General features: G+C 66.9%; 22 protein-coding genes. 7 read left to right on the top strand and 15 right to left on the bottom strand.

Annotated elements, in window-relative coordinates:
* Entirely contained in the window at window positions 1-2,919 is a 2,919-nt protein-coding gene (locus tag ACJH6I_RS23705; RefSeq protein WP_406784568.1) for an RND family transporter, read from the bottom strand.
* A gap of 134 nt (window positions 2,920-3,053) precedes the next feature.
* Between ACJH6I_RS23705 and ACJH6I_RS23700 the strand changes: the two genes are divergently transcribed.
* Both ACJH6I_RS23700 and ACJH6I_RS23695 read left to right on the top strand, forming a co-directional pair.
* The gene (locus tag ACJH6I_RS23700) at window positions 3,054-4,286 is read left to right on the top strand and encodes a histidine kinase (RefSeq protein WP_318985482.1); all 1,233 of its coding nucleotides are present in this window, start codon (window positions 3,054-3,056) and stop codon (window positions 4,284-4,286) included.
* Window positions 4,279-4,956, top strand: a complete 678-nt coding sequence (locus tag ACJH6I_RS23695; protein ID WP_318985481.1) for a response regulator transcription factor — start codon at window positions 4,279-4,281, stop codon at window positions 4,954-4,956. The genes ACJH6I_RS23700 and ACJH6I_RS23695 overlap by 8 nt, the downstream gene beginning before the upstream one ends.
* A gap of 11 nt (window positions 4,957-4,967) precedes the next feature.
* On the opposite strand, the gene ACJH6I_RS23690 is transcribed toward ACJH6I_RS23695, so the two are convergent.
* Both ACJH6I_RS23690 and ACJH6I_RS23685 read right to left on the bottom strand, forming a co-directional pair.
* Window positions 4,968-5,744 carry a hypothetical protein gene (locus ACJH6I_RS23690; RefSeq protein ID WP_406784567.1) on the bottom strand — a complete coding sequence of 259 codons (777 nt, stop codon included), beginning with the start codon at window positions 5,742-5,744 and terminating at the stop codon, window positions 4,968-4,970.
* 81 nt (window positions 5,745-5,825) lie between these two features.
* On the bottom strand, window positions 5,826-6,677 hold the full coding sequence (locus ACJH6I_RS23685) for an SDR family oxidoreductase (RefSeq protein ID WP_071285612.1): 852 nt from the start codon (window positions 6,675-6,677) through the stop codon (window positions 5,826-5,828).
* A gap of 151 nt (window positions 6,678-6,828) precedes the next feature.
* Between ACJH6I_RS23685 and ACJH6I_RS23680 the strand changes: the two genes are divergently transcribed.
* From ACJH6I_RS23680 to ACJH6I_RS23670, 3 genes are all read left to right on the top strand, one after another.
* Window positions 6,829-7,164 (top strand): intersectin-EH binding protein Ibp1, encoded by a 336-nt coding sequence (locus tag ACJH6I_RS23680; protein WP_406784566.1) that lies wholly within the window; start codon window positions 6,829-6,831, stop codon window positions 7,162-7,164.
* Window positions 7,165-7,187: 23 nt separating this feature from the next.
* A complete protein-coding gene (locus tag ACJH6I_RS23675) occupies window positions 7,188-7,352 on the top strand; it encodes a hypothetical protein (protein WP_090562895.1) in 165 nt (54 codons plus the stop codon).
* Between the two features lie 104 nt (window positions 7,353-7,456).
* Window positions 7,457-8,854: a trehalose-6-phosphate synthase gene (locus ACJH6I_RS23670; protein WP_406784579.1), complete on the top strand. Its 1,398-nt coding sequence runs from the start codon at window positions 7,457-7,459 to the stop codon at window positions 8,852-8,854.
* Between the two features lie 59 nt (window positions 8,855-8,913).
* On the opposite strand, the gene ACJH6I_RS23665 is transcribed toward ACJH6I_RS23670, so the two are convergent.
* The 12 genes from ACJH6I_RS23665 to ACJH6I_RS23610 form a co-directional block, all read right to left on the bottom strand.
* Window positions 8,914-9,402 (bottom strand): mammalian cell entry protein, encoded by a 489-nt coding sequence (locus tag ACJH6I_RS23665; protein WP_043984613.1) that lies wholly within the window; start codon window positions 9,400-9,402, stop codon window positions 8,914-8,916.
* A complete protein-coding gene (locus tag ACJH6I_RS23660) occupies window positions 9,402-10,127 on the bottom strand; it encodes a hypothetical protein (RefSeq protein ID WP_043984612.1) in 726 nt (241 codons plus the stop codon). The genes ACJH6I_RS23665 and ACJH6I_RS23660 overlap by 1 nt, the downstream gene beginning before the upstream one ends.
* Window positions 10,127-11,782 carry an MCE family protein gene (locus tag ACJH6I_RS23655; protein WP_406784578.1) on the bottom strand — a complete coding sequence of 552 codons (1,656 nt, stop codon included), beginning with the start codon at window positions 11,780-11,782 and terminating at the stop codon, window positions 10,127-10,129. The genes ACJH6I_RS23660 and ACJH6I_RS23655 overlap by 1 nt, the downstream gene beginning before the upstream one ends.
* Before the next feature lie 2 nt (window positions 11,783-11,784).
* Window positions 11,785-12,954 (bottom strand): MCE family protein, encoded by a 1,170-nt coding sequence (locus ACJH6I_RS23650; protein ID WP_043984611.1) that lies wholly within the window; start codon window positions 12,952-12,954, stop codon window positions 11,785-11,787.
* Window positions 12,954-14,372 (bottom strand): MCE family protein, encoded by a 1,419-nt coding sequence (locus ACJH6I_RS23645; protein WP_043984610.1) that lies wholly within the window; start codon window positions 14,370-14,372, stop codon window positions 12,954-12,956. Before ACJH6I_RS23645 ends, ACJH6I_RS23650 begins: the two co-directional genes overlap by 1 nt.
* Complete coding sequence (locus ACJH6I_RS23640; RefSeq protein ID WP_043984609.1) at window positions 14,372-15,427, bottom strand: MCE family protein; 1,056 nt, start codon at window positions 15,425-15,427, stop codon at window positions 14,372-14,374. The genes ACJH6I_RS23645 and ACJH6I_RS23640 overlap by 1 nt, the downstream gene beginning before the upstream one ends.
* Entirely contained in the window at window positions 15,420-16,454 is a 1,035-nt protein-coding gene (locus tag ACJH6I_RS23635) for an MCE family protein (protein ID WP_043984608.1), read from the bottom strand. Before ACJH6I_RS23635 ends, ACJH6I_RS23640 begins: the two co-directional genes overlap by 8 nt.
* A gap of 25 nt (window positions 16,455-16,479) precedes the next feature.
* Window positions 16,480-17,682, bottom strand: coding sequence for an MCE family protein (locus ACJH6I_RS23630; RefSeq protein WP_043984607.1), 1,203 nt, complete (start codon window positions 17,680-17,682; stop codon window positions 16,480-16,482).
* Between the two features lie 12 nt (window positions 17,683-17,694).
* The gene (locus ACJH6I_RS23625) at window positions 17,695-18,537 is read right to left on the bottom strand and encodes an ABC transporter permease (RefSeq protein ID WP_061005803.1); all 843 of its coding nucleotides are present in this window, start codon (window positions 18,535-18,537) and stop codon (window positions 17,695-17,697) included.
* 7 nt (window positions 18,538-18,544) lie between these two features.
* Window positions 18,545-19,309 carry an ABC transporter permease gene (locus ACJH6I_RS23620; protein ID WP_029105067.1) on the bottom strand — a complete coding sequence of 255 codons (765 nt, stop codon included), beginning with the start codon at window positions 19,307-19,309 and terminating at the stop codon, window positions 18,545-18,547.
* 275 nt (window positions 19,310-19,584) lie between these two features.
* A complete protein-coding gene (locus ACJH6I_RS23615) occupies window positions 19,585-20,502 on the bottom strand; it encodes a 3-oxoacyl-ACP reductase (RefSeq protein ID WP_212807193.1) in 918 nt (305 codons plus the stop codon).
* Window positions 20,503-20,515: 13 nt separating this feature from the next.
* Entirely contained in the window at window positions 20,516-20,707 is a 192-nt protein-coding gene (locus ACJH6I_RS23610) for a ferredoxin (RefSeq protein ID WP_138250779.1), read from the bottom strand.
* Between the two features lie 201 nt (window positions 20,708-20,908).
* Here ACJH6I_RS23610 and ACJH6I_RS23605 point away from each other — a divergent pair, with 201 nt between their 5' ends.
* Both ACJH6I_RS23605 and ACJH6I_RS23600 read left to right on the top strand, forming a co-directional pair.
* Window positions 20,909-22,090, top strand: a complete 1,182-nt coding sequence (locus ACJH6I_RS23605; RefSeq protein WP_029105069.1) for an acyl-CoA dehydrogenase family protein — start codon at window positions 20,909-20,911, stop codon at window positions 22,088-22,090.
* An 8-nt stretch (window positions 22,091-22,098) separates the two neighbouring features.
* Window positions 22,099-23,199 carry an acyl-CoA dehydrogenase family protein gene (locus tag ACJH6I_RS23600; RefSeq protein ID WP_212807194.1) on the top strand — a complete coding sequence of 367 codons (1,101 nt, stop codon included), beginning with the start codon at window positions 22,099-22,101 and terminating at the stop codon, window positions 23,197-23,199.
* Window positions 23,200-23,201 lie beyond the last annotated feature (2 nt).

Genomic DNA, 23,201 nt, shown 5'->3' with positions numbered 1-23,201 from the left:
TCAGCCCGCCGCGCCCTGCAACACTTCTCGGCCCGGCGCCGTGCCGGCGATCAACGGCACGTCCCGCCGCGGTCGCGACGGCCGGCGCGTGAACGTCCGAGACACCACGCCACGCACCAGCGGAACCGGCGACCACCAGAACCACCGCCCGAGCAGCCCCGCGATGCCGGGCACCACGAACGTCCGCACGATCAGGGTGTCGATCAGCAGGCCGACGCCGATGGTGGTGCCGACCTGTTCGATGCTCAGCACGTCGCTGGACAGCATCGCGAACATGGTGATGCCGAAGACGATTCCGGCCGTGGTCACCACGCCGCCGGTACCGCCGAACGTCCGGACCATGCCCGTCTTCAAACCCGCGTCCGGCCGGGTCACCTCTTCGCGCAGCCGCATGGTCAGCAGCAGGTTGTAGTCCGCGCCGACGGCCACCAACGCGATCAACGCGATCGACGGCACCGCCCAGTGGAGGTCTTTGCCCAAGAGGTCCTGCCAGATGAAGCTGCTGACCCCGAGCGCCGAGGCGTAGGACACCACGACGGTGCCGATCACCACCGCGGCCGCCACCGGGCTGCGCAGCATGATCAGGATGATCAAGAACACGAGCGCCAACGCGACAGCCGCGAGCAACAGGAAATCGTCTGACACATAGCCGCGAAGCTCCGCCGTGCCGGTGCCGAAACCGGTGACAAAGACGGTGTTTCGGACCAGCGTGCCCTCTTTCGTGGCCTCCCGGACCGCGGTCAGGATTTCGGGCGAGCGCAGCGCGCCGTCCGTGCCGAACACCTTGCCGTCGCCGTAGACGAGCAGGCGCGTCGACCGGCCGTCGGGCGCGAAGTACAACCCGGCCGCGCGCTGGAACCGCGGGTCCTGCCACGCGCGCTGCGGCAGGTAGAAGCCGCCCGAGCCACTGTCCTGGAAGTCGGCCCGCACCCCGCGCAGGTAGTCCGTCAGCCCGGAGAACATGCCCCGGGTCTCGCCCACCGTCTTGGTCAATTGTGTTGTGACGGCGCCGAGTTGGTCGACGGCGGCCCGCATCGAGCGCACCGACGCCTGCGCGCCGGTCAGCGACTTCGCCATGTCCGTGGTTCCGGCGCCGAACTGCCGCGTGCTGTCGGTCAGCGTGCCGGTGGCCGCCACCACCGAATCCATGGGCTCGACCACCTTGAGCACCAGTGAGCAGATGGCGTCGGCCGCGCAATTCGGGTTGGCGTTCGTGAAGCCGCGCAGCGGATCCATGTACTGCGACACCGAGGTGACGTTGTCCCGCAACTGCTGCATGCCGCCGTGCATGGCATCGATCCCCGAGCCGAGTTGCCCGAGACCGCGGACGCTGCCGCCCAGCCCGTTCTGCAATTGCGTTATCGCCGAGGAGAACTGGTCCAACGTCGCGGACAGCTGGTTGACGGCGCCGAGCCGCTTGCTCAGCTGGGCCACCCCGTCGTCGAGCTGGTCGGCGATGGTGCCGGCCTGGTCGGTCAGTGCCGCCTGTTCGGGCACCGACCCCGCCGGCCGTGACGCCGACTGCACCATGCGAATCCCGGGAATCTCCATGATCTTCCGCGTCACCCGTTCGACCGCGATGACGCCCGCCGGGTTACGCAGGTCATGATCGGTCTCGATGGACACGATCTCGGGCAGCAGCCGGTTGGGCGGGAAGTGCCGGTCCATTGCCTGGTATCCCCGGTTGGCGTGGGTGGAATCAGGTTGTGCGGCAAGCTCATCGAAGCCCAGCCGGATACCGGCGAGCGGAATGGCACAGACCAGGAGAATCACCGACGAGGCCACCAGTACCGGTCCCGGCCACCGGGCGACAACCGTCCCGACCCGGCGCCAGCTCAGGCCGGGCACCTTGGCCGCGGCACGGCTTCGCGGCTGCGCCAGGCCATGCCGGCCGGCCAGCCCGATGAACGCCGGCAACAACGTCAGCGATGCGAACATCCCGGTGAGAATGCCGATGGCGCAGGGTAATCCGGCGCTGCGCAGCATGCCGACCTGGGCGAACAGCAGGCATGACAGCGCCGCCGCGATGGTCAGCCCCGACGCGGCGATCACCGGCGCGACGCTGCGGTTCGCGATCACCAGCGCGTCCTCGTGGTCGACCCCGGCGCGGCGCTGTTCGTGGTAGCGGCCCAGCAGGAAGATGCCGTAATCCGTTGCCGCCCCGAGCACCATCGCGGCCAGCAGCGACACCGAGAAGATCGACACCTCGATCAGGTCCCGCTCCCCCAGGAACGCCACGACGCCCCGCGCGACCCCGAGCCCCAGGCCGACGGTCAACAGCGGGATCGCCGACGTGATCACCGAGCGGTAGACGACGAACAACAGCACCGCGATCAGCACCACCGTGACACCGGTGATCATCAGCATCTGCTTGTCGATCGCGCTGAGCTCGTCGGCGATGGTGGCGCCCGGTCCGGTGACGTAGGCGTGCAGTCCGGCGGGTGCCGGCGCAGCCGCGACGATCCGCCGCACCGCATCCAGCGCGGCGTTCGCCTTGGCGGCGCCGAGCTCGCCGCGAATCCGCAGCATCGTGTAGACAGCCTTGCCGTCGGTGCTCTGCGCGCCGGCCGCCGTCACGGGGTCGGACCACAGGTCCATCACCGAATCCACATCCTCGGTGTCCGCACGCAACGTGCTCAGCAGGCGGTCGTAGTAGGCCCGCTCCGGCGCACCGAGCGGGCGATCACCCTCCAGCACCAGGTAATTGAGATTGCCGCCGGATCCGTCGTGGAACTGCTCGTCCATCTGGACGCCGGCGAGGTTCACCGGGGCATCGGCGGGCAGGAAGCCCCGCGCGTGATTGTGCGCCGTGCTTTCCACCTGCGGGACAAGCAGATTGCCCGCCGCCGCGGCCAGCACCCACAATCCGATGATCAGGACCGCGAAGCGGCTGCAGAATCTTGCGATGACGTCCCACATGCGTCCGAAACTACGAGCGACCAGGGCCCGGAAACGTCGTGCTGCGGACGAGACCGGGTCTCCTACCGTGGTAGGAGGCCCGAGCCGTCCCGCGAATGATGTGTAAATCCCGGCACCAGCTCTACGCTGGCGGTATGGGCCGGCTCCGTGACTTCGCGCTGCGTCGGCGCGGGCTCGTGGCCTACCAGTACCCGTTCACGGTCCCCATCGTGATGTACACCGGCACGCTGGTGGTCGCGGCGACCGCCGCGACGCAGCGGGATTTCACCAAGCCATGGCTGCTGATCGCCGCCGTCGGACTCGTGTTCGCGCCGATCCTCGCGTTCATCGTGGGCGGCTACAAGCCGTCGACCGCCGTCAGCGCGGCGTCGGTGCTCGCCGGGGTGGCACTGCTGTTGCTGTGCTGGCCGCCGGTCTTCCTCGACGCGGCGCCGTTCCTGTTGATGTTCATGCTCGGAGAGGTGTTCGCGCTGGGCCCGATGCGCATCGGCCTCGTGAGTCTGCTCGCCAGCGCGCTGCTCCTGATCAGCGCGTCCCGCACCGGACACCTCAGCACGTTCGTGCCCTATCTGCTGTTCTTCCTGGCCATCGCCGCGATGATGGGACACATCCTGCAACTGCAACAGCGTCTCGTCATCGAAGAACGCGCCCGCCAGGACGTCCTCGCCGAACAGGCCGCAGCCGACGAGCGCCGACGCATCGCCCGCGAAGTACACGACGTGATCGCCCACTCCTTGTCGGTGACCATGCTGCACCTCACGGGCGCCCGGCGCGCCCTGCAGGAGGACAACGACGTCGACGAGGCGGTGGACGGCCTGCTCGACGCCGAGCGTCTCGGCCGACAGGCCATGTCGGACATCCGTCAGACGGTCGGTCTGCTCGGCGCACGCGATGCCGCCCCGTTGCGGCTGGCCCCCGAGCCGGGATTGTCCGACCTGCCCGACCTGGTGACGAGTTTCGCCGACGCGGGCCTGCACGTGGAGTCGAGCATCGAGGTCGACCCGGCGTCGGTCACTCCCGGGATCGGCCTGGCGCTGTACCGGGTGGCGCAGGAGTCGCTGGCGAACGTCGCCAAGCACGCCCCGTCCTCAGCGGCGCGGCTGCGGCTGTATGTGGAGAAAGACACGGCCGTGCTCTCTGTCGCCAACGAGCTGCCGCGACCGGTCACCGGCGAAGCGACGGGCGCCGGTCTACCGGGCATGCGACAGCGAATCGCGTTACTCGACGGTGAGTTCCAGGCCGGCCCCGGACCTCAGGGGTGGACGGTCCAGGCGCGCGTGCCGATCGCGGCGACAGCGACAGCGACGACGGCCCACTGCGCCATGCACCGAATCCTGATGCCACGCGCCGAGGTTCGCCATGACTGACGTCGCAGTGCTGAAAGACGGTGCCACCGTCGACGTCCTGCTGGTCGACGATCAGGAACTCGTCCGCTCCGGCCTGCGCCGGATCCTGCGCCGCAAGGACGGCTTCGCGATCGTTGGCGAATGCGCCGACGGCGACGAGGTGCCGCGCGAGGTGCTCCGGTGCCGTCCCGACGTGGTGGTGATGGACCTGCGGATGAAGCGCGTCAGTGGTGTCGACGCGATCCGCGCCTTGCGCGCGGGCGGCGGTCCACCGGCCTTGGCGCTCACCACTTTCGACGACGACGACCTGTTGTCCGCGGCGCTGCGCGCGGGCGCGTCGGGCTTCGTCCTCAAGGACTCACCGGCCGAGGAACTGATCCGGGCCGTGCACGCCGTCGCACGCGGCGAGGCGTACCTGGACCCGGCCGTCACCGCCCGGGTGCTGAACGGTTACCGGCGCGCGCCCGGCGCACCGTCGGATGACGTGGCCGACCGGCTCACCGCTCGCGAGCTCGACGTACTGCAGCTGATCGGTTCCGGCGCGACCAACGCCGAGATCGCCGACCGCCTGGTCATCTCTGAGGTGACGGTGAAGAGCCACATCGGGCGCATCTTCACCAAGCTCGACCTGCGGGACCGGGCGGCCGCGATCGTCTACGCCTACGACCACGGCGTGGTGGCGCCGAAGTAGCGGCCACTCACCTATCCGGCGAATTCCTTCAGCATCGCATTCAGCTGGTCCTTGTCAGGGTCGCCGTACATTTTGTGGCTTGAGGCGGTGTACAGAGCCACAACCGGGCATCGGGTCGAAGGGCCTCGCACGGGACCGAGGCTCTTGATGCGCTTACCAGTTTTGGCCTCGCGCAACTCCACGTCGTAGTCGACCGAGTAACGACTCACGCGGTCCTTGTCGCGGCCGCTGTCGTAGTCACAGGTGCCCTCTTTCTTCTCGGTGCCGGCCTGCCGCGACAGGCACGCGACGACATTGATCGACGAAGGCGGCAAATTGGCCCCGGAATAGTCTGCTCCGGCCCCCAGCAAGGTCACTGCCGACCACCCGGTCACCGACTCGTAGAACGTGACGACCTTGTACGGCTTTTGGTAGTCGGCGGCATTGCCCACCGAACCGTTCTTACAAACGGCCTTGAAATCGTCGGCCGTGTTCGCAGTGGTCGGCGGTTCACCGCGAACGCCCGCCGTAATACCGACAATCGCCGCGATGACCACCGGTATGGCGAAGACCGCGGCGACGACACCGATAATGCGGCCGGTGGTCTTTTTGGGCGGTGGCGGATAGTGCGACCACTGGCCCTGCGGGACCTGACCGTACGGCGCCTGGCCATACGGTGCTTGCCAATAGGGTTGCGGCCCTTGATTACCGGCGCCCGGCTGTGCCGCCGCCGGCCACTGCGGAGCCGGCGGCCCGTACTGCTGTCCAGGCCCTGGATAGCCGGGCGGCGGGTACGGGGGCTGCGTCATTCGTCGATCGTAAGCACAGCCAACGCCTGGGTTTGACGCCAAAAACCGGCCACGGGCCCTGCGCGGACGCCGGGCACGGCCTCAGTCGGCGAACACCCCGCGCATGGCGTCGGCGCCGAACATCGGTTCCATCATGGCCGAGAAGTCCGGGCCGCGGCGCAGCTTCTGACCGCCGTCGACGTTGATCAGCTGGCCGGTGATCCATTGCGATGCGTCGCTGAGCAGGAACAGCGCCAGGTTGGCGACATCCTCGACCTCGCCGGCCCGCGGCAGCGGCGTGCACTGCTTGTAATCCTCACGCAGCGGCTCGAATTCGAAGATGCTGGCCGCCACCAGGTCGGTGCGGATCAGGCCGGGGCGGATGCTGTTGGCCCGCACCCAGGACGCGCCGAGCTCGTCGGCCGCGAGCTGGACCAGGTGATCCAGCGCCGACTTGGTGACGCCGTACGGCCCGAACCAGCGGTGGGTGTTGCTCGCCGCGATCGACGAGATGCCGACGAACGATCCGCCGCCACCGCGCACCATTTCCCGCGCGGTGTGCTTGACGACGTACATGCTGCCGTTGACGTTCAGGTCGACGGTCTGGCGCCACATCTCCGAATCCAGGTGCGTGACGGGCCCGACGGTCAGCGAGCCGCCGGCACAGTGCACGGCACCGGAGAGCTTGCCGTTCCACGCGGCCGCGGTCGCGACGGCGCTGGCGACGTCGTCCTCGTTGGTGACGTCGGCGGTCTGGAAGCGGATGGCGCCCGGCCCCCCGGCGGCGGAGATCTCGTCGACGGCGGACTGCAACGTGGCCTCGGTGCGGCCCACGATGAGCGCGTTGCCGCCGGCGGCCACCACTCCTTGCGCGATGGCCTTACCGATGCCGCTGCCACCGCCGGTGATCAACACCGTCCGATCTGTCAGCCAACCCTGGACTGAAAACTGCACCGACGTACTCCTCTGGACAGATCAACGGGGAACACGTCTTGTATACACTTTTCGAAAGTTGTACACAATGCTGGTCGGGCGGCCAATTTTCCCGTTCGCGGCACAGCACACGGGCGTACGCTGAAATTTTCGCCAACGAAAGCGTGACGCGATGAGCATTCAGATCCAGCGACGCCTCCTGGTGGCCGGCAGCTTCGCCTTCGCGACAGTCGCCGCACCCGCCGTATTCGCCCTGAGCGGCCCGGTGCCCGCCGCACTGCTCGGGGAGACCAACTGCCCGCCCGGCATGACGGAAAACCCCGTCAGCGGCTCCTGTCTCGAGGGCGGCAACGACCAGGCGCCGCCGCCGGTACAGGCGCCGACGAACCAGCTCGGCGAGATCAACGGCATTCCCTGCACCGGCCACAACACCGGCGAATGCATCGGCCTCTCGGAGGAACAGGTGCCCGAGGTACAGCCACACTCGTCGGTGAGTTCCAGCCCGTAACAACATTCGCCTAAGGTTGTGTAATGCCTGCAAAAACTGATCCCGCCGATATCGGCGATGTGGAGCCCCTGGCCGACAGCACCGCCCGTCAGGCCCGCCGGGTCGTAGCCGCGTACGCAAACGATGCCGACGAATGTCGGATGTTCCTGTCCATGCTGGGTATCGGGCCCACGAAGCTCGACGCGTGACGGCCCGCGGAGGCAACGACGCTTCTGCGGCGTCCACCGCGAGTCCCAAATCCTCCAAGGGCGGTAAGGCCGCCGCGAAGTCCGTCGGCAACTGCGACTTCGTCGTGGTCGCCAACCGGCTGCCCGTCGACATGGAGCGGCTCCCCGACGGCTCCATCACCTGGAAGCGCAGCCCGGGCGGCCTCGTCACGGCGCTGGAGCCGCTGCTGCGCAAACAGCGCGGCGCCTGGATCGGCTGGCCCGGCGTCGCCGACAGCGACGAAGAGCCGATCGTCCAGGACGAGCTGACCCTGTGCCCGGTCAGCCTGTCGGCCGCCGACATCGCCGACTACTACGAGGGCTTCTCCAACGCGACGCTGTGGCCGCTGTACCACGACGTCATCGTCAAGCCCATCTACCACCGGCACTGGTGGGACGCCTACGTCACGGTCAACCGGCGCTTCGCCGAGGCCACGGCCCGCGTCGCGGCGAAGGGCGCGACCGTCTGGGTGCAGGACTACCAGCTGCAGCTGGTCCCGAAGATGCTGCGGGAGCTGCGCCCCGACCTGACCATCGGGTTCTTCCTGCACATCCCGTTCCCGCCCGTCGAGCTGTTCATGCAGATGCCGTGGCGCACCGAGATCATCGAAGGCCTGCTCGGCGCCGACCTGGTGGGCTTCCACCTGCCCGGCGGTGCGCAGAACTTCCTGGTGCTGGCCCGCCGACTGCTCGACGCCAACACCTCGCGCCACACCATCGGCGTCCGCTCGCGGCTCGGCGAGGTGATGCACGACGACCGCATCGTGAAGGTCGGCGCGTTCCCCATCTCGATCGACTCGGCGGCGTTGGACGCGCAGGCCCGCAGCCGCACCATCCGGCAGCGCGCCCGTCAAATCCGCGATGAGCTGGGCAACCCACGCAAGATCATGCTGGGCGTGGACCGGCTGGACTACACCAAGGGCATCGACGTGCGGCTGCGCGCGTTCTCGGAGCTGCTCGCCGAAGGCCGGGCCAACCGGCACGACACCGTACTGGTCCAGCTGGCCACTCCGAGCCGCGAGCGCGTGGACAGTTACAAGGTCATGCGCGAAGACATCGAGCGCCAGGTCGGGCATATCAACGGCGAGTACAGCGAGGTCGGTCACGCGGTGGTGCACTACATGCACCGGGCGATCGGCCGCGAGGAACTCATCGCGTTCTTCGTCGCGGCCGACGTCATGCTGGTGACGCCGCTGCGCGACGGCATGAACCTGGTGGCCAAGGAGTACGTGGCGTGCCGCAGCGACCTCGGCGGCGCCCTCGTGCTGAGCGAATTCACCGGCGCCGCAGAGGAATTGCGGCAGGCATACCTGACCAACCCGCACCACCTGGACGGGGTCAAGGACGCCATTGCCGACGCCCTGACCCAGTCCCCCGAAGAGGGACGACGTCGCATGCGCGCGCTGCGTCGGCAGGTTTTGGCCCACGACGTCGACCGCTGGGCCCGGGCGTTCCTCGACGCCCTGTCGCACACCCGCGACTGACGCACCAAGATTTCAGGCCCCGGAGCAACCGCTCCGGGGCCTGAATCATGTTGGGGTACTTAGAAGATCGGCGTCATCTCGTCGATCAACCACTTGCCGTCGATCTTGCGGTAGTCGACCTTCAGCCGGCTGCCCTCGTAGTTGGGCTGCTTGCGCTCGTCGGTGATGACCCGGTTCACGAAAGCGAGAACTGTGCCCGAGTCGCGGTGCGACGAGATCATGCCCGCGCCAACGACATTCACCTGACTGATGAGCTTGCGCTTCACCGCGTCGTTGAAGATGTTGTTCTTGGCCGTCAGTTCCTCGTACCGCTTCCGGAACGCCGGCGTCATCAGCGTCAGCGCCTGCGTCGTGGACCGCTGCACGCTGCTGTACTCATAGCCAAGGATCTGTGGGATCTGGGACCTGGCCAGGCTGGGCAACTCGTCGGCCGTCGCCTGTTCGCCGGAAAGCTCCACGTGATTCCAGAACGCCGACCCGCCGAGCGCCCCGAGCGCCACCACGGCGACCGCCAACAGTGCGCCGAGCGCCACCAGCAACCGGTTCATCAGTTGCCTCCGTCCGGGTACTTGATGTCATAGGCACTCATGTGGCCGCTGTCGTCCTCGCGGATGAACACCCGCTGCCGGTACGGCGTCGACGGCTGGTTCACCCCGTTCATGTCGGACAGCGTCACGCGGACCGTCACCAGCACCTTCGCGATGTTGGAGGTGTTGTCGATGCTCTCCAGCGCCGCCGCGGTGATGACGGCCTCCGAGTTGGCCTGCGTCTGCTTGAACAGGTACTTCAGATTGTCGGCGTTGTTGCTCTGGTTCATCATGTCGCGCAGCGGGCCGGGGCCGATGCCATTGACGAAGCGGTTCACGCTCTCGTCGACGGTGTTCTGCGTGTAACTGAACATGTTGACCACGGTCTGCTTCGCGGTGTCGACGAACCGCTGATCACGGTCCTGCGTCGCCTCGATCTGCCCGTTGCCGTGCCAGAGGAACCAGGTGCCGCTCGCCAGTGCCGCCACGAGCACGGCGACGACCGCCAGGCCGATGGTCATGACCAGCGACCGGTGCGGTTGCCGTCGCGGTGCCTGGATCGCGGGCCGCGCCTTGGTGGTCACCGATTCGGTTGATGATGTCTTGCTCGCGGTCGACGGAATCGCCACGTCGAGCACTGTTGCCTCTGCTGAACCGGCGGTGCCGGCGGGCCGTGAGGCCCGCCGCCGCGCGCGGCTCACCGGCGGCTTCGACGTCTCGTCCGTCGCAGCCGGTTCGTCACTCATTAAACCTGCCTTGGATCCTTCATCAGGTCGACCCAGGACTCGCCTGCGTCGCCGTTACTCGAGCCGGCGTTGAACACTCCCGTACCGCCGGCAGGGTCAGCGAAGACCCCGGTATTCGCATCGTACGTCGTGCTCTGCGGCCCCTTCGGCCCGCTTGCCTGCGGCTGGCCCTCGGGGCCGGGCGCCGGCGGGTTGTTGATCGCGTACGGCGGAGTCACCTGATCCGGCGGCGCGAAGAACGGCCAGGGCAGCGGCTGCGGACCCGGATCGCTCGGCGGGTACGGCAGCGGGAACGGCGCGTTGGGCGCAGGTCCCGGCCCGGCGGGCACCCCCGGCGGCAATTGCACCGACGGCGGGCCCGGGTCGTAGTCGGCGCCCGGCGGGATGTTCGGGAACCGGTTCGGCGGGGTGATGTTCCGCGGGTCGTTGATCGGGGTGTCGTACGGCACTGGCGGACCGCGCCACGGGTTGCTGCCGAGCGGCACGTAACCACGCGGGTCACGGCAGATCTGCACCGTGGGGGCGCGCTTGCCCGGGTACTCCATGCACGGGTAGTTGCGGGCACCGCGGACGGTGCTCGGATCGCTCTGCGCGGTCTTGCAGTAGAGGTCCTTCGGCAGGTCGCGCACGGTGGTGTCGGCCGGTGTGCGGTTCTCCGGTGCCGGGATGAAGCCCGTCGAACATGCCGGCTGGCCGAGGCTGATCTTGAAGTCCAGCTTCGCACCTTCGTCGATGGGCACGCCACCGGCGTCGGTCAGTAGCGCCGCGATCAAGGCCGGGAAGATCACCAGCGCCTGCTCGATCGACTTGTGATAGATCACGCCGATCCGGCCGAAGTTGGCGAGGTTGGCCGCCAGCACCGGGAACGTCGGGCGGATGCCGTCGAACGTCTCGTTGACGGTGTCGACGGCGCCCGGGACGGTCTTGAGCACCGACCGAATCTGCGGGTCGGCCTGTGCGGCTTCACCGGTCAGCGTCGCGAGGCTGCTGGCCATGGTCTTGAGATCCGCGCCGGCGCGGATCTGCGCCTTCAGCAGCGGGCCGGCCTGATCGAGCAGCTTGTTGATCTCGTTGGTATTGGCGTTGGCCTCGTCCACCAGCAGCCGCGACGACTGGATCATCCGCGACAGCTCCGGACCCGATCCGTTGAACGCCTTGAACGACTCGCGCAGCAGGTCCTGCAACCGGGTGTTGCTGATGCTGCTGACCAGACTCTGGGCCTGGTTGAGCAGGTCCACGATGTCCTGTCCGACCGCGGTCCGGTCGACGCCGATGGTGGCGCCGTCCTTCAGCATGTTCTTCGAGGCGCTGGCGGGCGGCACCAGGTCGATGTACTGCTCACCGATCGCGGACACGCTCTTGACCGTGGCGGTGACGTTCTCCGGCACCGGGGTGTCGGTGTTGAGCCGCATCCGGGCCGTCACACCGTTGTCGGTCAGGCCGACGTTCGTCACGCGGCCGACCGTCACGCCGCGGTAGGTGACGTTGGCGTTCTGGTAGATGCCGCCACCGACGACGAACTTGGCGTCCACGTTGTAGACACCGAGACCGACAGCGGCCGGGAGGTGCAGGTAGGACGTCGTGATCAGGGCGAGGCAGATGACGGTGACGACACCGAAGATCGCCAGCTGGAAACGCGCAAGACGGGTCAACAACATTACGGCTTCGCCCCTCCATGTTGCGTCGCTGTGCCTGCTGGAATCTTGAACGGGTCGGCGGCCTGTCCGGACAGGTTCGCCAGCGCGCCCAGCAGGAAGTCCGGCGGGTTGATCACTTCGTCCAGGTGCCTCATGTTCGGGTCGAGACCCCCCGAGGTCGCAAAGATGGTCTCACCGAGGCGTCGCAGCGTCAGGTCGAACGTAACGTAGACGTTCAGGTAGTCACCGCGCACCGCGTTGCGGAAGTACTTGTTGGAGAACGGGAATGTGGGCAGCAGGTCCAGGTCGTGGATGAATTCGTCGGCGTTGTCGTTGAACGCCTTGATCACCGGGAAGATGTCCTTGAAGTCCGCGGCGAAGTCATCCTTGGTTGCGGACATGACCTTCGCGCCGACCACCGCGAGCTTCCGGAGCGCGGTGAACGCATCTACGATGTTCTTGCGGTTGTCGTTGAGGACCTTGATAGCACCGGGCAGCGTGTCCAGCGTGCGGCCAAGGCTGTCCGTGCTCTTCGCCAGGATCGAGGCGAAGCGGTTCAGCCCGTCCATGGCCCCGATGATGTCGGTGGTCTGCTTGTCCAGGGACTGGGTGAGCTCGGCCAACCGCGGGATGAAGTCGACGAACTGCCCCGCCCGGCCGGCGACCGCGGCATAGGCCTCATCGGTGATGTCCTGCAGCGCACCGAGATTGCCCTTGTTCACCACCAGGCCCAGCGACGACAGCACCTCTTCGGTGGTCGGATACCGGCCGGTGTGCGCCAGCGGAATCTCCGAGCCCTGCTTGAGCCGGCCCTGCGGCGCTTCCCCGACAGGTTCCGACAGCTGCACGTGCTGCGAGCCGAGCAGCGAGGTCTGGGCGACCTTCGCCCGCGCGTTCGCCGGCAGCTTCACATCGCCGTTGATCGACAGCTTCGCCGCGGCATAGAACGTGCCGTCCGCACGCTGGACCGCGTCCAGGCCCGACACGCTGCCGACGGTGACGTCGTTGACCATCACCGGCGAGTTCTGCGGCAACGTCGCGACGTCCGGCAGCTGCACCGTGACGGTGTAGGAACCGGCGCCGTGGCCCTGGGTACCCGGCATGTCCAGCGAGTTCAGGCCACCGAACTGGCAACCGGCGAGCACCACGGCACTCGATCCGAGTGCCAGGACTTTTCCAACCGTCTTCATCAGTTGCCTCCGGCTTCAGCGGGCAGCGGTGCGCCCACCGGGGCTGCGGGCGCCGGGGCGGGGCCGGGCAGCGGACCAGAACCGTTCAGCGGCGTCGAGCCCGGTCCCACCGGCGGCGTGGCCGGCGAAATCTGACCCGGAATGGCCGGCGGCGGCAGGATTAGGTCGCTGAGCGTCCCGTCCGGCTGGACCTTCGGCGGGACGACGCCAGGGGCGGCGTTCCACTGCAGGTACGGCACCGGAGTCTGCGCCTTGGCTTCAGTCTGCGGGGTGTCGTAGATGACCTGGCCCTTATATGCCGTGATGCTGTTGATCGGATGGAACAGCACGGGCGGGTAGTTCATCGCGATCCGGCGCAGCACCGGACCCATGCGCTGACGGCAGATTTCCGCCCGCTTGTAGTTGTCCGGAGAGGCACCGATGTCGAAGTTGCCGCCGCACAGGAATTGCACCGGGTTCGCGAAGTTTGGCAGCGACAGCAGACCGTCCAGCGAGCCCTGCGCCGGGTTGTAGATGTTGTAGAAGTTGGCCAGACCGTTCGGCGTGATATGCAGAACCTGCTCGATATTGTCGCTGTTGTCGGTCAGCACCTGGGTGAATTCGGCCAGCTTGCCGACCTGGTCGATCAGCGCCGCGTTGTTGTCCTTCAGCAGGCCCTTGACGTCACCCAGCGCCTGGTTCAGGGCGCCAAGGGTCTGGTCCAGACCGGCCGAGCTCTCCGCCAGCACCTGCGAGACGGACGCGACGTGGTCGGTGAACTGCACGATCTGCTCGTTGCTGCCGGACAGCGCGTTGACCAGAATCTGCAGGTTCTTGATGGTGCCGAACAGGTCGCCACGCGAATCACCAAGGCGCCCAGCGGTTTGCGACAGTTCACGCAAGGCGTTGCGGAACGAATCGCCCTTGCCATCGAGGGTGTCGGCGGCCTGGTTGATGAACGCACCGAGCGGACCCTGCGGGGCACCGTCCTGCGGGCCGAGCTGAGCGCTGAGCTGGGTCAATTGCTTCTTGACGTCGTCCCACTCGACCGGGACACCGGTCCGGGCCAGCGGCACCTCGGCGCCGTTGGCCAGCGCCGCTCCGCCGTTGTAGACGGGGGTGAACTGCACGAACCGCGCCGCCACCAGGTTCGGCGAGATGATGATCGCCCGCGCGTCGGCCGGGATCTTCACGCCGTCCTTGACGGTCATGCTGACCTTGACCGAATTAGCCTGCGGCTCAACCGAATCGATGGTGCCGACCGGAACCCCCAGCACTCGCACCTCGTCGCCGGCGTACAGGCCCACGGCGTTGGTGAAGTGAGCGACCACCTTGTGACCGCCATGTGACGGCCACAGCAGATAGGCGCCGGCAGCCACCAGCGCGACCACCACGGCTACGACCGCAAGGATCGCGCCCCGCGAGTTCATGTTCTTCATCATGGCGACTTCGGCCTCACGACGATCCGTTCAGAGATGTAGCCCTTCAGCATGTCGCCGAGGCTGGCCGGCAGCTTGCCCGGCTGGAAGTACGTGTCGAGCAGGACTTCCGACATCGTCGAGGGCGGTAGGCCGTACAGGTTGATGTTGAAGCCCGGGCCGTTACCGACCACCTCGCCGAGCGTGGTTGCGTAACCCGGCAGGCGCTTGAGCGCCTCACTGATGTGCTCTTTGCGTTTCAGCAGCTCGTCCAGCACCAGGTTCAGCTGCTTGAGCGCCGGCCCGAACTCGCGCTTGTTGTCCGCGACGAATCCGGAAAGCTGTTGCGACACACCGCGAATACCGGAGATCAGCGTGCTGATCGACTGGCGCCGCTCGTCCAGCGCGGCGAACAGCTGATTGCCGTCGATCACCAGTTTGTTCACCTGGTCGGCACGTTGCGCCAGGGTGTCGGACACCTTCTTGGCGTGGCCCAGCAGCTGCTCGAGCGCCTGGTCGCGCTTGTTGAGGCTCCGAGACAGGGCTGCCACCCCGTCCAGCGCGCCGCGCAACTGCGGCGTCGCGTCGTGCAGCGTGTCGGTCAGCACCTTGAGCGCCTGCTCCATCTGCGGCTTGTCCAGCTCGCTGCTGTTCTGGCCCAGGTCCTGCAGCGCGGTGTTGATCGTGTACGGAGTCGTGGTGCGGCCCAACGGGATAACCGTTGCTTCCTTCGTACCCTTCGGGGTCACCCAGAGGGACTTCTGACCCAGCACCGTGTCGGTCTTGATCGACACCAGCGACTGGTCACCGACCCGGATCTGGCGGTCGACGGTGAAGTTCACCTTCGCGGCCGTACCGGCGAGCTCCACGGTGCCCACCTTGCCGACCTTGATGCCCGACACCCGGACGTCGCTGCCCGGCGTGATTCCACCGGCGTCATTGAAGAACGCCGAGTAGTTCTTGCCCTGCGGAAAGAACGGCAGTCCGGTGTACCCGAACGAGATCAGCACGAGGCACGTCACGAGGAAGACGCCGAGTACGCCGGTGCGGACCGGATCCTTTTCCGGCTTAGCCATTTTCGGAGCACCTGCCCTTCGACGGATCCGCAGGACCACCGAACGGCACGATCAGGTCGCTGCCCGCGGGGCCGCTCATCTTGATCTTGACCGAGCAGTAGTAGATATTGAAGAACGCGCCGTACGCACCCAGGGCGTTGAGCCGCAGATAGTTCTCTGCGAGGTTCTCGATGACCGGGTTCACTTCGGCTCGGCGCTCGTACATGCGCTGCGCGAACGGGCGGGCGTTCTCGATGACGCCCTGCACCGGGCGCCGTGACTTCTGCAGCATCTCGGTCAGGTCGTTCTCGGCCGAGGCCAGCGGGCCGATGGCACCGGCGATCGGGTCACGCCCCTCGGCCAGGCCGCTGATGAGCTGCTGCAGCCGGTCGATGCTGGTGTTGAACTGGGAGCCCTTGGCGTCGACCGTCGTGAGCATCGTGTTGAGGTTGGTGATGGTGTCGCCGATCAGCTGGTCCCGCTCACCGAGCGTCTGGCCGAACGAACTGGTACTGGACAGCAGGTCGTTCAGCGCGCCGCCCTGCCCCTGCAGGGCCTCGATCATGGCGGCGGTGATCTCGTTGACCTTCTCGCCGTCCAGGCCCTTGACCACCGGGCGCAAACCACCGAGCAGCGCGTCGAGGTCAAGCGCCGGCTGGGTGTTGGCGAGGACGACGGTGCCGCCGGGGGGGAGCTTGCGCAGCTCGCCGGGGCCGGAGGCGATTTCCAGGTACCGGTCACCGACGAGGTTCTGGTAGCGGACGAGGGCACGGCTCGAGGTGTAGAGCTGGTACCGCTCGTTGAGGGTGAACTTGACGTCGACGGTGTTGTCGCTCTTGAGCTTGACGCTCTTCACCGAACCGACCTGCACGCCCGCGATGCGGACGTCCTCACCGGCCTTGAGCCGGGACGCGTCGGTGAAGTTGGCGTGGTAGGTGGACGTCGAGGCGAATCGGAACTGGCCGAACACCACTACCAGGCCGGCAGCGACCAGCAACATCACGACGGTGAACACCGTGACGTTGATCATTTCGCGCTTGTGTCTCATGGGCGGCCCCACTCACTCGCGGACATCAGTAGCGGTCCCTCTCTGCGTAGGCACCGGAGAACAGGAACTGCAGCGTCGAGGGAGCGTCGAACTGCAATTCGGTGTTCGGCTGGTATGGGATGTAGGCGTTGTCGGTCACCAGGAACGGCGTGTGGTACCACGAGCCGCCGTACTGTTTGGACGGGACGTCCGGAAGGCCACGGCAGTTCGGGCCACCGGAGGCGTTCACCATCGGCAGGCTCTCGGGGTAGGTGTAGTTGGGCGCACCCGGGAAGAAGTTCGAGGACACGAACAGACCCGGCTTGACGCCACCGAAGACCGGACCGAAGCGGTCCACTGCCTTCGACACACCTTGCAGCAGACACGGCAACTCGGGTGAATAGTCGCCCAGGACCTTCAGCGGCGCGCGCAGCCGCTGGATGGCGGCGATGTAGTCGTCGGCGGCCGGCGAGATGGTCGCGTACGCGTTGTTGGCGAACCCGGTGGATGCCAGCAGCGCCGCGTTCAGGTCGTCCTGCTCGTCGGTCAGTGTCTTGCTGACGGTCGGCGCGTTCTCGAAGACCTTGGCCAGGTCGGGCGCGGCGTCACCGTAGATGCCCGCGACCACGGCGGTGTCCTTGAAATCCTGCTGAAGGGTCGGCAGCTTCGGGTTGAAGTACTGCAGGTACTTGCTCAGCCCGGCAACCGCGGCGCCGGCGTCGTCGCCGTGGCCACGCAGGCCTTCACCGAGCGCGGTCACCGTGGCGTTCAGGTTGACGGGGTCGATCTTGTCGAGCAGGTCCGTCAGCGTCTGGAAGACGGTGTTCATCTCGATCTGGACATCCTTGGCCTGCACCTGCGCGCCGGGACGCATCGCATCTTTCGACGGATGCTCCGGCGGGAGGAACTCGACCGACTTGCCGCCGAACACCGTCGTGCTGCCGAGCCGGACCCGGGCGTTCGACGGGATGTACCGCATCTGGTCGCTCAGGACGGCGAGCTTCAGCTTCGCCTGGTCACCGGCGTACTCGATCGCCTCGACCTTGCCGACCTGGATGCCGCGGTACTTGACCTTGGCGTCGGGGTCCATGACCAGACCGGCGCGGGGCGCCATGACCGAAACGGTGTCGGTGGGGGTGAAGGCCGCGGTGTACGACAAATAGGTGAACACCACGGCGGCCAGGATGATGCTGATCAGCACCGCCGCCGCGAGCCTCACATGACTGCGTTTGGGACCACCGGAGGACATCGTCTACGCCCCCTATCCGGAGAGGTTGAAGTTGCCGGACGCGCCGTACACGGCCAGGGAGATGAGCAGGACGATGGTGACGACCACGATCAGCGAGGTCCGCACGGCCTGACCGACCGCGATACCCACGCCGACGGGTCCGCCGCTGGCGTTGTAGCCGTAGTAGGTGTGCACCAACATGACCGCGACGGACATGACGATGGCCTGCAGGAATGACCACAACAGGTCGGTGGGCACCATGAAGGTGCTGAAGTAGTGGTCGTACAGACCGGCCGACTGGCCGTTGATGTACACCGTGGTGGCCCGGGCCGCGAAGAATGACGCCAGGACGGCCAGCGCGTACAGCGGGATGACGGCGATCAGACCCGCGATGATGCGCGTGGACACCAGGTAGGACACCGAGTGCACGGCCATCGATTCGACGGCGTCGATCTCCTCGGCCACGCGCATGGCGCCCAGCTGCGCGGTACAGCCGGCGCCGATGGTGGCGGCCAGCGCGATACCGGCGATGATCGGCGCGACGATGCGGACGTTGAGGAACGCGGACAGGAAGCCTGTCAGCGCCTCGATACCGATGTTGCCCAGCGAGGAGTAGCCCTGGACGGCGATGACGCCACCGGAGGCCAGCGTCATGAACGCCGCGACGCCGACGGTGCCGCCGATCATCACCAGCGCGCCGGTGCCCATGGTCATCTCGGCGATGAGCCGGATGGTCTCGCGGCGGTAGCGCGTCAGCGCGTTGGGGATGTAGCGGAAGGATTCCCCGTAGAACAGCGCCTGCTCACCGATGCCGTCGAAGACGCCGGGCACAGCCCGGAACAATCGTTTGAAACGGAGGGTTGCGTCGTAACTCATGGCCGAATCACCTCACCAGTACTCGGACGCCGATGGCGGTCATGATCACGTTGATGACGAACAGACAGATGAAGGCGTAGACCACGGTCTCGTTCACCGCGATGCCGACGCCCTTGGGGCCACCCTTGACGGTGAGGCCGCGGTAGCAGCCGACCATGCCGGCCAGCAGGCCGAACAGCACGGCCTTGATCTCGGCGAGCATCAGCTCGCCCAGGCCGGTCAGCACCGTCAGGCCGTTGATGAACGAACCCGGGTTGACGCCCTGCAGGAAGACGGAGAAGACGTAGCCGCCCGAGATGCCGATGGCGCACACCAGGTTGTTCAGCAGCACCGCGACAAAGGTCGACGCGAGAACGCGGGGCACGACCAGCCGCTGGATCGGGTCGATGCCGAGCACGCGCATCGCGTCGATCTCTTCGCGGATGGTGCGGGCACCAAGGTCGGCGCAGATTGCGGTGGCGCCGGCGCCGGCGACCACCAGCACCGTGACGACGGGGCCCAGCTGGGTGACCGTGCCGAATGCGGTACCGGCGCCGGAGAGGTCGGCGGCGCCGATCTCACGCAGCAGGATGTTCAGCGTGAAGGCGACCAGCACGGTGAACGGAATGGCGACGAGCAGGGTCGGCACGAGCGATACGCGGGCGATCATCCAGGTTTGTTCGAAGAACTCCCGGAATTGAAAAGGGCGACGCCACATCTTTGTGAATGTGTCGAGGGCCATTTCGAAGAACCCGCCGACGGCCCGGGCCGGAGCCGCAAGCTGTTCGATCAACCTTCGACTCCATTCTCGGTGCGGGCTGAGCAGTCACGGCGAAGAGTGGGGTTTCCCTCTTCCACAGCGGCCTGATCACCACGTTGTAATGCATGGCTCTTGTGAGCCGGCTCATAGTAGCTAGAACATGTTCGCAGTGGCAAAAGAACAGCAAAATCACTGGGAAACGACATATAATCGCAGCTCAGGATATATTTTGACGTTGCCGCCACTGTAACAAGTTCTCGTGCCGACGCGGCGCTTTCGACGCCGCGTCAGCACTCGATCCGGGACGTTCAGTCCCTCGACTCCATCAGGGCAGTCGCCGAGAAATTCCGCTCCGGATCGCGGTCAGCAAAATATCCGCGCAACGTGGCACTCAGTTGTGTCATGTCCCACTCAGCGGACGACGCTGTGAAGTGGCTCTCCACGGTCGGGGCTGCTACCAGGGTCACAGTCGGACCATAAACGATGAAGAGCTGGCCATTCACGTTTTCCGACGCGGGCGAGGAAAGGAAACGCACCAATTTCACAACGTGTTCCGGCGACAGCGGGTCGACCTCTCCTTCACCAGGAGCCGCACCGAACACATCTGCCGTCATCGCGGTGCGCGCCCGCGGTGCGATCGCATTGGCGCGGACGCCGTAGCGCTCCAGACCGCGGGCCGCGGTCAGGGTCAGCGCCGTGATGCCGGCCTTGGCGGCGCCGTAGTTCGCCTGCCCCACCGGACCGGCGAGGCCGGCCTCGGACGACGTGTTGACGATCCGGCCGTACACCTTGCCGTCGGCCGACTCCTTGGCCTTGGCGCGCCAGTAGGTCGCGGCGTTGCGGGTCAGCAGGAAGTGGCCGCGGAGGTGGACCGCGATGACCGCGTCCCAGTCCTCGTCGGTCATGTTGAACAGCATCTTGTCGCGGGTGATGCCGGCGTTGTTCACGACGATGTTCAGCCCGCCCAGGCTGTCCGCGGTGGCGACCAGTTCGTCGGCGGTGCTGCGGGCGCTGATATCCCCGGCCACCGCAATGCCTTTGGAGCCGGCGGCCTCGATCTCGGCGAGCACGTCCGACTTGTCCAGTGCGCCGGCCATGTCGTTCACCACGACGGTGGCGCCGGCCTGCGCCAGGCCGATGGCCTCGGCGCGGCCCAGTCCCGCGGCGGCACCGGTGACCACGGCCACCTTGCCGGAGAGGTCGGTGGAGTCCAGTTCGCTAGTCAATTTATGAATACCTCTAGTCTTTGCGGAGAAGGGCGGCGCGGGGGCATTCCGCGATGGACTGCTCGGCCAGTTCTACCTGGTCGGCAGGCACCGGATCGGCCTTGACTACTGCATAGTCGTTGTCGTCGAGATCGAAAAGGTCCGGCGCAATTCCCACGCAAACCGCGTTTCCTTCACAGCGATCGTGATCAACTTCAACCCGCATGACACCCTCCTGAGAGCCCGGATTTCGACGGTGAGGCCAACATAACGACCCCGCCATGGCGATGCCAGTGTGGCACGCTCTGGACCCCAAGACTAGAACGTGTTACAAGTTTGAATAGGCACGGGTCGATGAAAGCGGCCCCAGCAACGTGACAAACGGACCAGAGACCTACCCCAATTCAACTGATAAAGGATGAGTTCGATGCGGATCGGCTACACGCCCGAGCAGGAGGAGCTGCGGCGCGAACTGCGCTCGTACTTCACCAAGCTCATGACCCCGGAGCGCGCCGAGGCGCTGGCGTCCAACGACGGCGAGATGGGACGCGGCAACGTCTACCGCGAGACCGTCGAGCAGATGGGCAAGGACGGCTGGCTGACGCTGAGCTGGCCCAAGGAGTACGGGGGCCAGGCCCGCCCGCCGATGGACGGCCTGATCTTCAACGACGAGGCCGCCATCGCCAACGTCCCGGTGCCGTTCCTGACCATCAACTCCGTGGCACCGACGATCATGCACTTCGGCACCGAGGAGCAGAAGAAGTTCTTCCTGCCCAAGATCGCCGCGGGCCAGCTGCACTTCTCCATCGGCTACTCCGAGCCCGGCGCCGGCACCGACCTGGCGTCGCTGCGCACCACCGCGGTCCGCGACGGTGACGATTACGTCATCAACGGCCAGAAGATGTGGACGTCGCTGATCGCCTACGCCGACTACGTCTGGCTGGCGGCCCGCACCAACCCCGAGGCCAAGAAGCACCGCGGCATCTCGATGCTGATCGTGCCGACCACCGCCGAGGGCTTCTCCTGGACGCCGGTGCACACCATGTCCGGTGTGGACACCAGTGCCACCTACTACCAGGACGTCCGGGTCCCGACCTCCAGCCTGGTCGGCGAAGAGCACGGCGGCTGGAAGCTGGTCACCAACCAGCTCAACCACGAGCGCGTGGCCCTGGTGTCGGCGCAGCCGATCTTCGTCGCACTGGACGGGGTTCGGGAATGGGCCCAGAACACCAAGGACCACCACGGCAAGCGCCTCATCGACTCCGAGTGGGTGCAGCTGAACCTGGCCCGGGTGCATGCCAAGGCCGAAGTGCTGAAGCTGATCAACTGGGAGCTGGCCTCGGCCACCGACTCCGCGCCCTCCCCCGCCGACGCATCGGCGGCCAAGGTCTACGGCACCGAGCTGGCCACCGAGGCCTACCGGCTGCTGATGGAGGTGCTCGGCACCTCGGCGACCCTGCGCCGCGACACCCCGGGTGCGCTGCTGCGTGGCCGGATCGAGCGCTGGCACCGGTCCTGCCTGATCCTGACCTTCGGCGGCGGCACCAACGAGATTCAGCGCGACATCATCGGCATGGTGGCTCTTGGCCTGCCCCGAGTGAACCGGTAAGGACTGACATGGATTTCAAGACAACCGAAGCATCTGAGGACCTCGGCGGCCTGGTCCGGTCCATCACCGAATCGGTGGTGACCCCGGAACGGCAGAAGGAGCTGGACAAGCTCGACGAACGGTTCGACCGTGAACTGTGGGACAAGCTGATCGATTCCGACATCCTGTCGACCACCGCACCGGAGTCGGTGGGCGGCGGTGGTTTCGGTCCGCTGGAGCAGTCCGCCGTGCTCGTGGCACTGGGCCGTCAGCTCGCGGCGGTGCCGTACCTCGAGTCGACCATCCTGGCCGCCGGTGCCATCGCCGAATTCGGTTCGGCCGAGCTGCAATCCGAGTGGGCCGCCCCGGCGGTCGCCGGCAGCAAGATCGTCGTGCCGGCGCTCGACGGCGAGATGGGCCAGGGCCCGGTGCAGGCCACCGGCAGCGATGAGACCGGCTACAAGCTCACCGGCACCCGCACCCAGGTCGCCTACGGCCCGGTCGCCGATGCCCTCCTGGTGCCGGCCGAAAGCGATTCCGGCGTCAAGGTTTTCCTGGTCGCGGCAGCCGACGCGGGCGTCACCGTCACCTCGCTCGACACCACCGGACACGGCAGCGTCGCGCACCTGGATCTGCAGGGCGTGACCGTCGCCGCTGACCGCATCGTCGGCGGCGCCGAGGTGCTCGCCTGGCTGCAGCTGCGGGGTGCCCTGGGCCGCACCGCATTCCAGCTCGGCGTGGTGGAGCGCGCGCTGGAGCTCACCGCGTTGTACGCCCGCGAGCGCGAGCAGTTCGACCGCCCCATCGGCAGCTTCCAGGCCGTGTCGTCCCGGTTGGCCGACGGCTACATCGACGTCAAGGCGCTGCGCCTGACGCTGACCCAGGCTTCCTGGCGCGTGGCCGAGGGGCTGCCAGCCGAGGTGGACGTGAACACCGCGGCGTTCTGGGCCGCCGAGGCCGGGCACCGGGTGGCGCACACCGCGGTGCACGTGCACGGTGGTGTCGGCATCGACATGGATCACCCGGTGCACCGCTACTTCCTGGCCGCCAAGCAGACCGAGTTCGCGGTCGGCGGGGCCACCGGGCAGCTGCTGCAGATCGGGCGCGAACTCGCCGAGACGCCCGTCTAGAT

The sequence above is a fragment of the Mycobacterium sp. SMC-13 genome (assembly GCF_045311035.1).
Classification (GTDB): Bacteria; Actinomycetota; Actinomycetes; order Mycobacteriales; family Mycobacteriaceae; genus Mycobacterium.
The sequence above is the reverse complement of the archived record's forward strand: the minus strand, read 5'-3'. Positions and strand labels throughout refer to the sequence as shown.